Annotated in this window: 12 protein-coding genes; 6 read left to right on the plus strand and 6 right to left on the minus strand. The window is 64.5% G+C overall.

What is annotated here, in order from left to right; translation table 11 throughout:
- Nucleotides 1–224 precede the first annotated feature (224 nt).
- Together ABJF10_RS06965 and fdhD are read left to right on the plus strand one after the other, a co-directional pair.
- A complete protein-coding gene (locus ABJF10_RS06965; RefSeq protein ID WP_348543811.1) occupies nucleotides 225–2438 on the plus strand; it encodes an FdhF/YdeP family oxidoreductase in 2214 nt (737 codons plus the stop codon).
- Complete coding sequence (gene fdhD / locus ABJF10_RS06970; RefSeq protein WP_348543812.1) at nucleotides 2438–3277, plus strand: formate dehydrogenase accessory sulfurtransferase FdhD; 840 nt, start codon at nucleotides 2438–2440, stop codon at nucleotides 3275–3277. Before ABJF10_RS06965 ends, fdhD begins: the two co-directional genes overlap by 1 nt.
- Before the next feature lie 57 nt (nucleotides 3278–3334).
- Here the strand turns inward: fdhD and ABJF10_RS06975 are convergent, their stop codons facing one another.
- Nucleotides 3335–3745, minus strand: a complete 411-nt coding sequence (locus ABJF10_RS06975) for a hypothetical protein (RefSeq protein ID WP_348543813.1) — start codon at nucleotides 3743–3745, stop codon at nucleotides 3335–3337.
- Between the two features lie 260 nt (nucleotides 3746–4005).
- The gene (locus ABJF10_RS06980; RefSeq protein WP_348543814.1) at nucleotides 4006–5259 is read right to left on the minus strand and encodes an L-rhamnose isomerase; all 1254 of its coding nucleotides are present in this window, start codon (nucleotides 5257–5259) and stop codon (nucleotides 4006–4008) included.
- Between the two features lie 107 nt (nucleotides 5260–5366).
- On the opposite strand from ABJF10_RS06980, the gene ABJF10_RS06985 reads away from it, so the two are divergent.
- Nucleotides 5367–6848, plus strand: a complete 1482-nt coding sequence (locus ABJF10_RS06985; RefSeq protein ID WP_348543815.1) for a rhamnulokinase family protein — start codon at nucleotides 5367–5369, stop codon at nucleotides 6846–6848.
- Between the two features lie 72 nt (nucleotides 6849–6920).
- A complete protein-coding gene (gene glpX, locus ABJF10_RS06990; protein WP_348543816.1) occupies nucleotides 6921–7976 on the plus strand; it encodes a class II fructose-bisphosphatase in 1056 nt (351 codons plus the stop codon).
- On the opposite strand, the gene ABJF10_RS06995 is transcribed toward glpX, so the two are convergent.
- Genes ABJF10_RS06995 through ABJF10_RS07010 form a run of 4 tightly spaced genes read right to left on the minus strand, consistent with a single transcriptional unit; the run spans nucleotide 7973 to nucleotide 11239 of the window.
- Nucleotides 7973–8386 carry a hypothetical protein gene (locus tag ABJF10_RS06995; protein WP_348543817.1) on the minus strand — a complete coding sequence of 138 codons (414 nt, stop codon included), beginning with the start codon at nucleotides 8384–8386 and terminating at the stop codon, nucleotides 7973–7975. The two genes, glpX and ABJF10_RS06995, sit on opposite strands and share 4 nt — an antisense overlap.
- A gap of 8 nt (nucleotides 8387–8394) precedes the next feature.
- Nucleotides 8395–9111 carry an LUD domain-containing protein gene (locus ABJF10_RS07000; RefSeq protein WP_348543818.1) on the minus strand — a complete coding sequence of 239 codons (717 nt, stop codon included), beginning with the start codon at nucleotides 9109–9111 and terminating at the stop codon, nucleotides 8395–8397.
- Nucleotides 9108–10523 carry a LutB/LldF family L-lactate oxidation iron-sulfur protein gene (locus tag ABJF10_RS07005; protein ID WP_348543819.1) on the minus strand — a complete coding sequence of 472 codons (1416 nt, stop codon included), beginning with the start codon at nucleotides 10521–10523 and terminating at the stop codon, nucleotides 9108–9110. The genes ABJF10_RS07000 and ABJF10_RS07005 overlap by 4 nt, the downstream gene beginning before the upstream one ends.
- Nucleotides 10520–11239 carry a (Fe-S)-binding protein gene (locus ABJF10_RS07010; RefSeq protein WP_348543820.1) on the minus strand — a complete coding sequence of 240 codons (720 nt, stop codon included), beginning with the start codon at nucleotides 11237–11239 and terminating at the stop codon, nucleotides 10520–10522. Before ABJF10_RS07010 ends, ABJF10_RS07005 begins: the two co-directional genes overlap by 4 nt.
- Before the next feature lie 133 nt (nucleotides 11240–11372).
- Here ABJF10_RS07010 and ABJF10_RS07015 point away from each other — a divergent pair, with 133 nt between their 5' ends.
- Both ABJF10_RS07015 and ABJF10_RS07020 read left to right on the plus strand, forming a co-directional pair.
- The gene (locus ABJF10_RS07015; RefSeq protein ID WP_348543821.1) at nucleotides 11373–12875 is read left to right on the plus strand and encodes a sugar ABC transporter ATP-binding protein; all 1503 of its coding nucleotides are present in this window, start codon (nucleotides 11373–11375) and stop codon (nucleotides 12873–12875) included.
- Entirely contained in the window at nucleotides 12875–13816 is a 942-nt protein-coding gene (locus ABJF10_RS07020) for an ABC transporter permease (RefSeq protein WP_348543822.1), read from the plus strand. Before ABJF10_RS07015 ends, ABJF10_RS07020 begins: the two co-directional genes overlap by 1 nt.
- Nucleotides 13817–13953: the final 137 nt, after the last annotated feature.

Genomic DNA, 13953 nt, shown 5'->3' on the forward strand with positions numbered 1-13953 from the left:
GATGCGAACACGAGTCCATGTCCGACGTCCGTCGCGACCTTCGTAGCCTCATCCACCTCTGTAAATCCAGCCCGGTCGTGCCGGATCGTGCCTAATCGTGCCCCAAATTTTTCCGACCGCCGCGATCCGTGACAGATGATGAACGCCTGCACAGACACCCGTTTACGTAATCGCGGAACACGCCGCTGCTCGACGCCGTCCGCCGCCCTCGCTTGACTGCCCGCATGTCCTCCCACGCCGTCTCCCATCGCCGGCCCTGGCAGGCTTGGGCCCCCTTTGGCCTCGGCCAGGTCAAGCCCACCCACTTCCGCGACATGACGAAGATCGTCTGGGAGAATCGCGACAATCTCGGCTACGCGTGGAAAGTCATCAGCAAAGGCGTGTGCGATGGCTGCGCCCTCGGCGTCGCGGGGCTGCACGACTGGACGGTGAAAGGCCCGCACCTGTGCATGACACGCCTCAATCTCCTGCGCCTCAACACCATGCCGGAGCTCGACCACCGCCTACTCGCGGATGCCGCCGCCATGGCGCAGCTCGACAACCAGCAACTTCGCAAGCTCGGCCGCCTCGCCTACCCGATGCTCCGGCGCCGCGGCGACAAAGGCTTCCAACGGATCACCTGGGACACCGCGCTCGACCTCACGGCGGAAAAGATCCGCGCCAGCGACCCGCATCGCGTCGCCTTCTTCGTCACGTCCCGGGGCGTCACCAACGAGGTCTATTACATGGCCCAAAAGGCCGCGCGCTTCATCGGCACCAACCACATCGACAACGCCGCGCGCCTCTGCCACAGCCCGAGCGGCGCGGCGATGAAAGCCACGCTCGGCGTCACCGCGACCACCTGCAGCTACCGCGACTGGTACGAGGCGGATGTCGTCGTCTTTTTCGGCTCGAACCCGGCCAACGATCAGCCCGTCTCCACCAAGTATCTGCACGAGGCGAAGAAGCGCGGCCTGAAAGTGGTGCTCGTCAATCCGCTGCTCGAGCCGGGCATGAAACGCTATTGGGTGCCGAGCAATCTCGACTCCGCCGTTTTCGGCACCGACATCGCCGACTATTGGTATCCGGTCACCCAGGGCGGCGACATCGCTTTCCTCTACGGCGTCTTGAAGGTGCTCTTCGAGGAGGGCTGGGTGGACCGCAGTTTCATCGAGGCGAAGTGTGCCGGCTGGCCGGAATTGCAGGAGCGCGCCGCCGCGCTCGAATGGCCGGACCTCGAAAAAGCCAGCGGCCTGTCGCGGGCCACGATGCGCGACTTCGCCGAGTTGCTGCATCGGGCGAAGAAGGGTGTGCTCGTCTGGAGCATGGGCATCACGCAACATCCGCACGGCGCGGACGGCGTGCAGATGGTGCTCAATCTCGCCCTCACGCAAAACTGGGTCGGCCGCGATGGCTGCGGCGTCATGCCCATCCGCGGGCACAGCTCCGTGCAAGGCGGCGCGGAGATGGGCGCGTATTCGACCGCCTTCCCGGGGACGAAACCCGTGACACCGGAAAATGCCCGGGCGTTGAGCGGGGAGTATGGCTTCCCCGTGCCGGATTGGCCGGGACTCACCGCGGTCGAGATGGTCGAGGGCTGCGCTCGGGGCGAACTGGACGTCTTCTACTGCCTGGGCGGCAATTTTCTGCGCACCCTGCCCGAGCCGGCTTATGTTGCGGCGGCGATGGCCAAAGTCCCGCTGCGCGTGCACCAGGACATCATCCTCACCGATCAAATGTTCATCGAGCCCGAGGGCGACGTGCTGCTGCTGCCCGCCAAGACGCGTTACGAACAGGATGACGGCGGCACCGAGACCAGCACCGAACGGCGCGTCATGTTTTCCCCGGAACTGCCCCGGCAGGTCGGCGAAGCGCGGGCCGAGTGGAAGATCCTGCGCGATCTCGCCGCTCGCGTGCATCCGGAGCGCGCCTCGCAGCTCGGTTGCGAAGACGGCTGGAAGATGCGCGAGGAAATCGCCCGGGTCGTGCCGGCTTACGAGGGCGTCCAGCATCTGCGGAAGATCGGCGACGCCTTTCAATATGGTGGCCCGCACCTCTGCGCGGGCGGCGTTTTCCCCACGGTGGATGGCAAGGCCCGCTTGCGTGCGGTCGCCCTGCCTGTGCCCTTGGAGGACGGCTACTTTTTCGTCAGCACGCGGCGCGGCAAGCAGTTCAACACCCTCATTTACGCCGAGATCGACCCGCTCACCGGGGCCGGTCGCGACGCTGTCTTCATGTCGGGCGAAGATGCCGGCCCGCTGCATCTCAAGGCCGGCGATCGCATCGCGCTGGTCAGCGATCTCGGGCGCTACGAGGGGCGCGTCTTTCTCGCCGATCTCGCCCCGCGCAATCTCCAGATCATGTGGCCGGAAGGAAACACCATCATCCGCCGTGGCGTAGTCGATAAGGGAGGCGGCGTGCCCGACTACAACGCCCGCGTCCGTATCGAGGTGCTGTGATGAAAGGTTCCGCCGATTCCAGCGGCAGCGACGAGGCTCGCGAGATCCGCCTCATCCGCTATGCCGAAGGCCGCTCGATCGGCGAGGCGGACGATGTGCTCGCCGCGGAAGAACCGCTGGAAATCCGCGTCGAGGGACGCCCCATCTCCGTCGTCATGCGGACGCCGGGACACGACCGGGAATTGGCCGCCGGCTTTCTGCTCACCGAAGGGGTGATCAAATCCACGAAGGACCTTTTTGACATCACCAGTTGTATTGATCCCGGGACCGCCGGGGAGGGGAATGCCGTGGATGTCGCTCTCACGCATCCGGATTCTTTCGATTTTGAGAAGTTGACCCGGCACGTGTTCACCTCTTCGAGTTGCGGGATTTGCAGCAAGGCCTCGATCGATGCGGTGATGAAACGGCGCAAGCCATTGCACGATGCCATGCGCGTGAAGGCCCGCACGCTGCTGGCGCTGCCGCAACGCCTCGCCCGCAAGCAGGACACCTTCAAGAGCACCGGCGGCCTGCACGCCTGCGCGCTCTTCGATGCCGCCGGCAAGTTGCTCGCGCTGCGCGAGGATGTCGGCCGCCACAATGCCCTCGACAAGCTCCTCGGCTGGGCCTTGCTGGAAAAGCGCACTCCGCTCCACGGGCATATCGCACTTTTGAGCGGCCGCGCTTCCTTTGAGATGATGCAGAAGGCGCACGCGGGCGGCATTGCGGTCGTGGCCGCGATCTCCGCACCATCGAGCCTGGCGGTGGAATTTGCCCGCGAAGCGGAACAGACCCTCGTGGGGTTTTTGCGGGGGCGCTCCATGAATGTTTACGCGGGAGCGGAGCGCATCACGCGATAAGGCAGGCCCACTTTGCACTGCGGGAGCGCCTCGATCGCTCCACCGCAGTTTCGACCATCAGGAGACGATCATCTTTTCTTCGGACAACTTGATGACGCGGCCTTCCGGGTCGCGGAAATTCGTGTAGGGCCCGACGGTGGTGACGATGATGCCGCGGCGGCGCAGTTCGCCGAGCACGCAGTCGCGATTCTTCATCGAGACGTAGAGGTGGAAGTAGCTGACCATTTCACCATGTTCGCACTGGCGGATCGTGAGCGGGATGCCGCCGAGATCCATCTCGCAGTAGCGATCGGTGCGCTCGCTCAAGACGCGGGCGTTGAGGATATCCACATAAAATCCGCGGACTTCTTTCCACCGCTGGGTGAAGATGGTCACGGAGTAGCAGGAGGGATTGGCCGCTACCGCGCCGGTGAGATCATCATCGGTCTCGGGTTCGGCATCGGCTGGCAGGCTGGTGAGTGAGATCATGGATATACCCTTTAGCAGCGGCCATGCCTAACCTATGGTTTCTATTGAAATTATATTGCAGAAGCGCTCATTACGTAGATCCGCGGGTCGCTCTTCTTTTGCGTGGTAGAGCGTATCCGCCCCTCTGTGCGCAGGTGTAATTCGCTGCCTTCAAAGGGGAAATGGCGCTTGCGGTGTGCCCGGTCAGGCCAAGGTCGCGATTCTCATTTTCGCAATTCGCCCGGATCATTATTGTCGTCGGGACTTTTGCTGATCTTTCGTCAGTTCCGGCGGGTCAGGACCTCGCGTTCGTAGCGTTGAACTTCCCGCAACCATCCCATGCGCCCAGGCACATTGTGTCGGCGGCAATGTTCATCCCAGATCGCGCCGAGCGGGAGCGTCCTGGCTTCTTCCAGCAGAGCCAGCCGGGCCGTGAAGTCGCCCGCGGCTTCCAGTTCGCGCAGCTGCACCGCCGGTTCGAGGAGGGCGGCCAGCAACGCCTTCAACGCCGCTCGTGCGCCGATGACCCACGCTGCCACCCGGTTGATGCTCGCGTCAAAATAGTCGAGGCCGAGCCGGGTGCGCCCGAGGTATTCGCCGCGCACCAGTTCCTCGCAGATCGCCCGCGTCGCCTCATCCTGAATGACGACGTGGTCGCTGTCCCAGCGCACCCCCCGGCTCACGTGCAAGAGCAGGCCGGGCACGAATTGCAGCACGCTGGAGATCTTGTCGGCGATACTCTCGGTGGGATGGAAGTGGCCGGCGTCCAGGCAGAGATGCTTCTGCCGGGTGATGGCGTAACCAAGGTAGAACTCATGCGAACCCACCACATACGCTTCGCTGCCCAGGCCGAAGAGCTTCGACTCCACCGCGTCGATGGCCAGCGCCGGGTCGATGGCTTCGGCAAAGAGCGTGTCGAGCGATTGGGCGAGCCGTTCGCGCGGCCCGCGCCGGTCCACCGGCAGATCCTTCGAGCCGTCCGGAATCCACACATTGGTTATCGTTGCCGAGCCCAGTTGCCGCCCCATTTCCGCGGCGATGCGCCGGCAAGCGATGCCGTGGGCGATCCAAAAGCGGCGCACACCCTCATCCGGATGCGTGAGCGTGAGCCCGCTCTGCGCGAGCAGATGCCCAAAGAAGGTCGGGTTGAAATCCAGCCCCAGCCCGCGCGCCTTGGCCCATTCGACCCACCCCCGGAAATGCGCGATCTCATAAGCATCGCGGTCGACTTTCGCGCCGCCGAGTTCCGCGTAGCTGGCGTGCAAGTTCACGCGGTGTCGCCCGGGCAGCAGTGCCAAGGCCTGGTCAAGGTCGGCACGCAGCTCGTCCGGCGTCCGCGCCCGGCCGGGATAGGCGCCCGTCACTGCCAGTCCGCCGCCCGGTTCACCGGCGCCCGCTTCAAAGCCGCGCACATCATCGCCCTGCCAGCAGTGCAGCGAGAGCGGCGTGCGCGCCAGCGTCTGCAGCGCGGCTTCGGGATCGACGCCCTGCTCAGCATAGGCCTCCTGCGCCAGGGAGTAGGCGGTGTTGCTCATGGGTGGATGCGCGGACGCAAACCGGAATCCGCGCCCTTGGCAAATCGAATCGTCTCCGCCGGCGATTTGCAGCTTTACGCTGCGCCCGCCCCGCGACTATCCCCGGCATGATGTCCCGTCTCCCCAGCTATCACATCGCCTGCGATCTCGGCGCCGAAAGCGGGCGCGTCATGCTCGGCACCTTCGATGGGCAGCGGCTGACGCTGGAGGAAGTGCACCGCTTTCCCAATGGCCCGATACGCGTCTGCGGGTCGCAGCGCTGGGACTTCCTCGGTTTCTACCGCGACATCCTCCACGGGCTGCGCCTCGTTGCCGCGCGCGGTCTGCCGATCGCCAGTGTGGGTGTCGATTCGTGGGCCATCGACTACGCGCTCTTGCGTGGCCATGAGCCGCTCTTGCGCGCCCCGTGTCATTACCGCGACGCCCGTCATGAGGTGGCCTTTCGCGCCGTGCGCAATCCGGAGTTCGAGCGTCTCGTCTTTGCCGAGACCGGCCTCCAGTTCATGCCGATCAACACGCTCTACCAATTGCTCGCGGACCAGAAGCAGGACGCCGCCTTGCTCGACTTCGCGGAGCGCCTGTTGCTCACCGCCGATTGGATCCATTACCTGCTTTGCGGGCGCGCGGTAGCCGAAGCGACCAACGCCAGCACCACGCAACTCTACGATCCGCGCACCCACGCGTGGTCGGAAAAGCTCATCGCTCATTTCGGATTCCCGCGCCGCCTCTTCCCGGAGATCGTGCCGCCCGGCACGGTGCTCGGCCCGTTGCTGCCCGACGTGATGTCCGAAACCGGCCTGGGCGCCGTCCCGGTGGTGGCCGGTTGCACCCACGATACCGCGGCCGCAGTCGCTGCCGTCCCCGCGCAGGGCGGCGATTGGGCCTTTCTCAGTTCCGGCACGTGGTCGCTGATCGGCGTGGAATTGCCCGCCCCGCTGATCAATGACGCCGTGCGCGCCGCGAATTTCACCAACGAAGTCGGCTATGGCGGGAGCATCCGATTTTTGAAGAACATCATCGGTCTCTGGCTCTTGCAGGAATGCCGGCGCATCTGGGCCCGCGATGGACACGAGCACGACTACGCCACCCTCACCCGCCTCGCGGCCGAGGCTCCGCCGCTGCGCTCGCTCATCCAGCCGAATGATCCGCGCTTTCATTGCCCCGCCGACATGCCGGCGGAAATCCAAAGATATTGTCGCGAGACCGGACAGCCCGAACCACAGACCCCCGGAGAGTACGCGCGCTGCATCTTCGACAGCCTCGCCCTGCTCTACGCCGCGAAGCTCGATGAGATGGAGCAACTCACGGGACGGCGCGTGCGGGTGCTGCACATCGTCGGTGGTGGCTCAAAGAATGAACTGCTCAATCAACTCGCCGCCGATGCCACGAAACGCACGGTAATTGCCGGCCCCGTCGAAGCCACCGCGCTGGGCAACGTGCTCTCGCAAATGCTCGCCTTGCGTCTGCTGCCGACATTGGAGGCCGCCCGGGCGGTGGTCCGCGATTCCTTCATTACGACCCACTACGAACCGCGCGCCGGCGTGGATTGGGCGGCGGCCCGCGCTCGCTTTGGCCAGTTGCCCGCCTGATCCCACAGAGGTGCGCTGAAGTTTTTCACGCCCTTCCTTGACCAACCAAAGTTGTCCTTCCGTAATCACCCCATGTCTTCCCTATCTTTTTCCGACCCCGAGCGGACGATCGAGTTTGAGTTTGTGCGCGCGACCGAAAATGCGGCGCTCAACGTTATCCACTGGTTGGGTCGCGGCGAAAAGGAAGCGGCGGACGCAGCCGCCTGCGACGCGATCTACGGCGTATTCGACCTCGTCGACATCGCCGGCGAAGTCGTCATCGGCGAGGGGATCAAGGACAACGCCCCTGGCATCTTTCTCGGCGAACAGCTCGGCACCTGGCGCACCGGTTCGCCGCGCTTCGACATCGCCCTCGACCCTGTCGACGGCACGAGCAATACCGCCAACGGCCTCCCCAACGCCATCTCCGTGATGGCCGCCAGCGAGCGCCTCGAGGGCGAGGCGCACGCCATGAAAAACCTGCCGACCTTCTATTCCACGAAGATGGCCTACGGGCCGGCGGTCGTCAGCGCCATCGCCAAGGGCATGGAGCCATTGCACCTCGATGATCCGCTGGAGGTGACGCTGAAGCGTCTGGCCGAAGCGCTCGGCAAGCGCGTGCCGGAACTGGTGATCATGACGCTCAATCGCCCGCGGCACGCCGACGTGATCGCCCAGGTGCGCAAGTGCGGCGCGGCCTTGCGCCTCATCTCCGACGGCGACATCACCGCGGCCGTTTCGCCCTCCCTGGCTGACTCGGGCGTAGATCTCTACTGGGGCATCGGCGGTTCGCCCGAGGGCATCCTCACCGCTGCGGCCCTCAAGGCCTTGGGCGGCGAGATGCTCCTGCGGATGTGGCCGCGCGACGCGGAAGAGCGCGCCAGCGTGCTCCAGGAAACCACCGAAGAGGAACTCGCGCGGGTCTACACGATTCACGAACTCGTCCGCGGCCAGAGCGCCATCTTCTGCGCCACCGGGATCAGCGACAGCCCGCTCTTGCCGGGCGTGCGCTTGATCGGCAAGAAGGCGATCACCCACTCCATCCTTATGCGCGCGAAGAGCCGCACCGTGCGCTACATCCGCGCCGACCACGACCTGGAGAACAAGACGATCCACCTGCGCAGCGTCCAGCGCGACGCGAATATCTAGCGCCCGGACGCGACCGCCGCGGGAGCAAAGTCCTCATCGCTGGAGGTCACGGATACGATGTGCCCGCGATTGATGATCAGGCGGGTATATTTCTGGTCCGAGAAATTCTTCACCATCTTGTTTTCCGGGCCGAGAATGATCTGCCAGCCCACCTTCCGCCCCATCATGAAATCGGAGATGGCCACCTTCTTCGGCTCGGTAATCGAGAATTCCTCCGGCCGGACCGGATTGGGCGGGGTGTAGCGGTAGTGGGCATTGAACCACGCGGCGACGATCTCCCCGGTGTTCGTCGGTTTCGGACCGCAATCGTCGGTGACCAGCAGCGGCGTCGTATCGGAAACCGTCGCGCAAGCGGCCAGCAGCGCGGACCCAATGAGGATCCAGAGGTAATTCGCGCGCAGACTTTTCATGGACGTGATTAAGGAATCAGCAGCACCGTCAATTTCTTTGGCCCGTGGGCGCCGAGGACGAGGATGCGTTCGATATCGCCGGTCCGGCTGGGGCCGGTGATGAAAGAAATGAAACTCGGATAGCCGCCCTCATATTTCTGCGCGAGTAGTTCGTATGCGCCGGAGAGGTCGTTTACAAGCTGCGACTTCTGGGCGATGACGATGTGGTGCGGCGGCAGCACGCTCAAGGCGCGCCCGCCGGAGCTAAGCGCGGTGACGCACACCGATCCCGTTTGCGCGATGAGGCTCTCGCACTCGGTCAGGCCGGCGTCGCAGGATTCGAGCGCGCCTTTTGTGTAACCGCTGTCGACCCGCAGGACGGCCAGCGTTTTCGGCAGCCGCTCGGCGATGGCGTCGGTCAACTCCCCGGCATGCAGGGCGATGGTCTTCCAGCCAAGCTCCGCCGCCAGCGCCGCAATATGTTTCGCCGCCCCGGCCTCCGAGGGGCACTCGCGAAACTCGGTGCGGAGCGCTTCCGATTGCTGGGCGAAAAGCGCGATCTGGTCTTTGCGCGTTTTGCCGACCGGCGGCAGCCACTCGCGAAAAGGGGCGGTGACGCTGAGCGGCGCGGGCTTGTCCGGCGCTTCGTGATGGCGCGGCGCTTCCTCGCGCAAGGCCTCGGCGATGCGCCCGAGAATGGCCTCGCGGTCGCCTTTCGGCGATGCATTCGAGTTCGCGGGGTTCATTTTCCCGCCGCCTTTCGCTCCTGCCACCAATCGTGAAAGCTTTGCGTCGCGGCTTCCGGGAAGTCGCGGGTCTTCGTCCACGGCTGCACGGGGTCCGCCGCCGTGCCGAGCACCAGCGGATGCAGCATCTGCCCGAGCGGCGCGAGGCGGATGGCCATTTTGTAGGCCCACGGCCGCTTCATGAGATGCCGGAAGCCGAACCAGATCAGCCGTTCCCACCACACTTTTTTCTCCGCCACCGCATTGCGGCGGTTCTGGAGCAGGTGATGGTGAATATCGATCTTCACCGGGCACGCCTCGGTGCACGCGCCGCACAGCGAGGATGCACCGCTGAGATGCTTCCAATCCTGCAACCCGCGAAAGTGCGGCGTGATCACGCTGCCGATCGGACCTTGATACGTCGTGCCGTAGGCATGGCCGCCGATGTTCTTGAAAATGGGGCACACGTTGAGGCAGGCGCCGCAGCGGATGCAGTGGAGCGCGTCGCGTTGCTCCGCATCCGCGAGCAGGCGGGTGCGATGATTGTCGAGCAACACCACATGGAACTCCTCCGGCCCATCGATCTCGCCCGGTTGGCGCGGGCCGCCGTACATCGAGTTGTAGCAGGTCAGCTGCTGGCCGGTGCCGGCGGTGGCGAGCATCGGCAACAACAGCGCGAGGTCCGCCAGCTTGGGCACGATCTTCTCGATGCCCACCAGCGCCACGTGAATCTTCGGCAGCGCGGTCGTCAGGCGGGCGTTGCCTTCGTTTTCCGTGATGGAAATCATCCCCGTCTCCGCGACGATGAAATTGCCGCCGGAGATGCCCATGTCCGCGTTGATGTAATGCTGGCGCAGGAAACGCCGCGCAATCATCGTCAGCTCCTCGGGCGAATCGGTCTTCGCCGTGCCGAGTTCGCGTTCGAAGAGCGCGCTGATCTCGTCGCGCTTCAGGTGCATGCACGGGAAGACGAAATGATACGGCGGCTCGTGCTTGAGTTGCTGGATGAACTCGCCGAGATCGCTCTCGATTACGTGGTAGCCATCCTTCTCCAGCGCGTCGTTGAGGTGGATTTCCTCGCTGGTCATCGCCTTCGATTTGACGATCGATTTCACGTCGCGCTCGCGAGCCAGGCGCAGGATGTATTCGCGGGCCTGGGCTGCGCTGCTCGCCCAGTAGACCTTCCCGCCACGCGCGGTGAATTTCTCCTCAAACTCGCGCAGGTACCGGTCGAGATGATTGACGCCCTCGTACTTGATCGCCGCCGCCGCATCACGGGCGTGCGGCCAGCTTGTGAAAGCGTTCTCCGTCTTGCCCCGCGCGATCTTGTAATTGCCCAGCGCCTTGCGCACTGCGGCCCGGCGCGGCTCGTCCGCCGTGGTGCGGTCCGCGTCCTCCTGAAACTGGTCCTGGGGTTCCTGGGTGCTGATCATTGCTGGGCGAGGACTTCGGCAAGGTGCAGGCTCTTCACCACCCGCGGGCTGTGCCGGCTGAGGTAACCCTGGATTTGCATGAGGCAGCTCGAATCGTTGCTCACCACGTATTCCACGCCGGTCTCGACGATCGAGTTGCACTTCACTTCCGCCATGGCGGTCGAGATTTGCGGGAACTTCACGGCAAACATCCCGCCGAAGCCGCAGCACGATTCCGCCTCGCCCATTTCCACGAGTTCGAGGCCCTTCACCGCGCGAAGCAAAGTGCGCGGCGCTTCCTTGGTCCCGAGTTCGCGCAAGCCGTGGCAGCCGTCGTGAAAGGTCACCTTGCCATCGAAGCGCGCGCCCACATCTTGCACGCCGAGCTTGTCGACGAGGAACTCGGAAAACTCATAGGTCTTCGCGGCCAGCTCCTTCGCCGCCGCTTCCTGCGGGTGGCCGTGGAAAAGCTCGAGGTAGAATTTCTTGAACATAGCCCCGCACGAACCGGAGGCGGAAACGACCACCTCGGCATCATGGAAGACGGCGAGCTGTCGCGCGGCGACTTCGCGCGCCTCATCCCAGAAACCGGAATTGAAAGGCGGCTGGCCGCAACAGGTCTGGCCGTCGGGGTAGTCCACTTCGTGGCCGAGGCGTTCGAGGATTTGCACGATCGACATCGCCACCTTCGGGTAGAGCGAATCGATAAAACAGGGGATGAAGAGCGTCACGCGCATAGGGCGGTCGGGCGGAATGGCAACGCTTGTAATGTCGGAAGTGGGGCCAAGCTAAGCAAAAAGAGCGATTCCCCGGGAATTTTCGATTCTCGACAGTGGCTTTTTCGATTAATCGCCCGTTCGATACCGCCCGATGGCCCCGCTCCTCCAGCTCCGCAATGTCACCAAGTCCTTTGGCGCCGTGCGGGCGTTGCGCGGGGTGTCGTTCACGCTGGAGCCGGGCGAGGTGCACGCCCTGCTCGGCGAGAACGGCGCGGGGAAGTCGACGCTGATCAAGGTGATCACCGGCGCGCACGCGCCCGACGATGGCGAAATCCAAATCGGGGGACAGGTGATCACGCATCTCACCCCGGCGAAGGCGCGGACGCTGGGAATCGCCTGCATCTATCAACAGCACGCGCTCTTTCCCGACCTGAGCGTGGCGGAGAATATCGCCCTGCGGCTGGAGAAGACCTCGCCGGTCCACCGCGTCCACTGGGCGGAACGGCAGGCGCGGGCAAAGGAGCTGTTGCAGCGCATTGGTGCAGAGATCGATCCCGCGGCGGAGGTGCGCGCGCTTTCCATGCCCGAGCAGCAACTCGTGGAGATCGCCTGTGCGTTGGGCACCGGTGCCAAAGTCGTGATCATGGACGAGCCGACCGCCTCGCTGACGCAGAAGGAGCAGCACCTGCTCTTCGCCGTCGTGCGCGACCTGCGCTCGCATGGCGTCGGCGTGATCTATATTTCGCATCGGCTCGAGGAAATCTTCGCCCTGGCGGATCGGGTGACGGTGCTGCGCGACGGGCAATCCGTCGGCACGAACCCGGTCGATGACATCGACGAAGCCGCGCTGATCAAAATGATGGTGGGGCGCGAGGTCTCGACGATCTATCCGCCGGCGGAAACGGTGCCGGGCGAGCAAGTGCTCACGCTGAAGGGCGTGGGCTGCTTGCTGAATGGCGTGCATGGAATCAACCTGGAACTGCGCGCCGGGGAAATCCTTGGATTGGCCGGACTCGTTGGCGCGGGGCGCACGGAACTGGCGCAAATCCTCTTCGGCCTCACACCTGCGGATGCCGGTGAAATCAAGCTTGGCGGGCAAGTTGTCCAGATCGCCGACCCGCAGAGCGCCGTGGCGCAGGGGATCGCCTACGTGCCCGAGGATCGACGCCGGCATGGCGTGATTCTCGAGATGCCCATCGCGGCCAATGTGACGATGGCCATTCATTCACGCATCTTTCCCGGCACCTGGCTCCGCGACGCCGCCGAGCGCACGCTGACACTCGATTTCATCCGCGATCTGGGCGTGAAAGCCGCCGGGCCGGAAGCCCCCGGGGGCAGCCTCAGCGGCGGCAACCAGCAGAAGATCGCCCTTGCGCGCTGGCTGGCGACCAAGCCGCGGGTCTTGATTCTCGACGAGCCGACGCAAGGCGTGGATGTCGGGGCGAAGAGCGAGATCTACAAGATTATCCGCCAACTCGCGGCGGAAGGCCTGGCCGTCCTGATGATCTCCAGCGACCTGCCGGAAGTGCTCGGCATGAGCGATCGCCTCGCGGTGATGAGGGGCGGCACGATCGTGGCCGAGTTTCCGCGCGGCGCCGATGCGCACGAGGTGATGGCCGCCGCGCTGGGCCAGAAGCAGAGGGAGGCGGCCTGATGCAAAAGTACTCGCGCGAGCTTTCCGTCGCCATGGTGCTGGCCGCCTTGCTGCTTGTGCTCGCGGTGGTGGCGCCCGCGTTTTATGAGCCGCAGCCACTCCTTTCGCGACTGGCCCGCGAGGCGCCCACGCTCATCGTCGCGTGCGGCGTGGCCCTGGTCATGGTCACCCGTCAGATCGACATCTCCATCGGCTCGGTCTTTGCGCTCTGCGGGGTGTGCGCCGGTACGCTGGCGGCGGCCGGTTGGCCGCTGGTCGCGGTGTTTAGCGTGACCGTCCTGATCGGAGCCGCACTTGGCGCGGTCAATGGCGCGCTCGTCGCCGGCCTGCGCTTGCCGAGTATCGTCGTGACGCTCGCCACGATGGTCATCTTGCGCGAAGGACTGCGCTGGAAACAGCAAGGCGCCTTCATCAATCTGCCGGACGCGTGGCAATGGTTCGGCCTCAACCAACGGCCCGGGCAAATCACGCTCATCGCCTGCGCGGTGGTCTTGCTCGCGGCATTGGCCTGGGCATCGCGCAATCTGGCCGGTGGCCGCTTCCTCTATGCCGTGGGCTCGAATGCCGAAGCGGCGCGGCTCGCCGGGTTACGCCCGCAATGGGTCACGCTGGCCGTCTTCGTTTTCATGGGTGCATTGGCGGCGTGGGCGGCCTTGCTGAATATCGTGCAATCTCCCCAAGTGGATCCCAAATCCGGCACCGGCCTGGAGTTGAAAGCCATCGCCGCGGCGGTAGTTGGCGGGGTCGCGGTGTCGGGTGGACGTGGCAACCTATGGGGTGTTTTCGTCGCGGTGCTCCTGCTCGCGTGCATCAACCCCGCACTCACCTACCTGCACGTGGAAGCGTATTGGGAGAAAGCCATCCAGGGAGCGGTCATTCTCCTCGCGGTGATCTTCGATGGGCTGCGCAACCGCCGGCTAATTACCTCAGGGTCTGTCTAAAAATGAGCTCTCCCCTTGCGTGTCATTCTGAGCGGAGTGTAACGGAGTCGAAGAACCCCGTCGCACTACCAGCGACACTGCTGGTAGTGCGACGGGATCCTTCGACTTCGCTCAGGATGACACGCGAGGAGGAGCTT

It is taken from the genome of Chthoniobacter sp. (genome assembly GCF_040003245.1).
GTDB lineage: Bacteria > Verrucomicrobiota > Verrucomicrobiia > Chthoniobacterales > Chthoniobacteraceae > Chthoniobacter.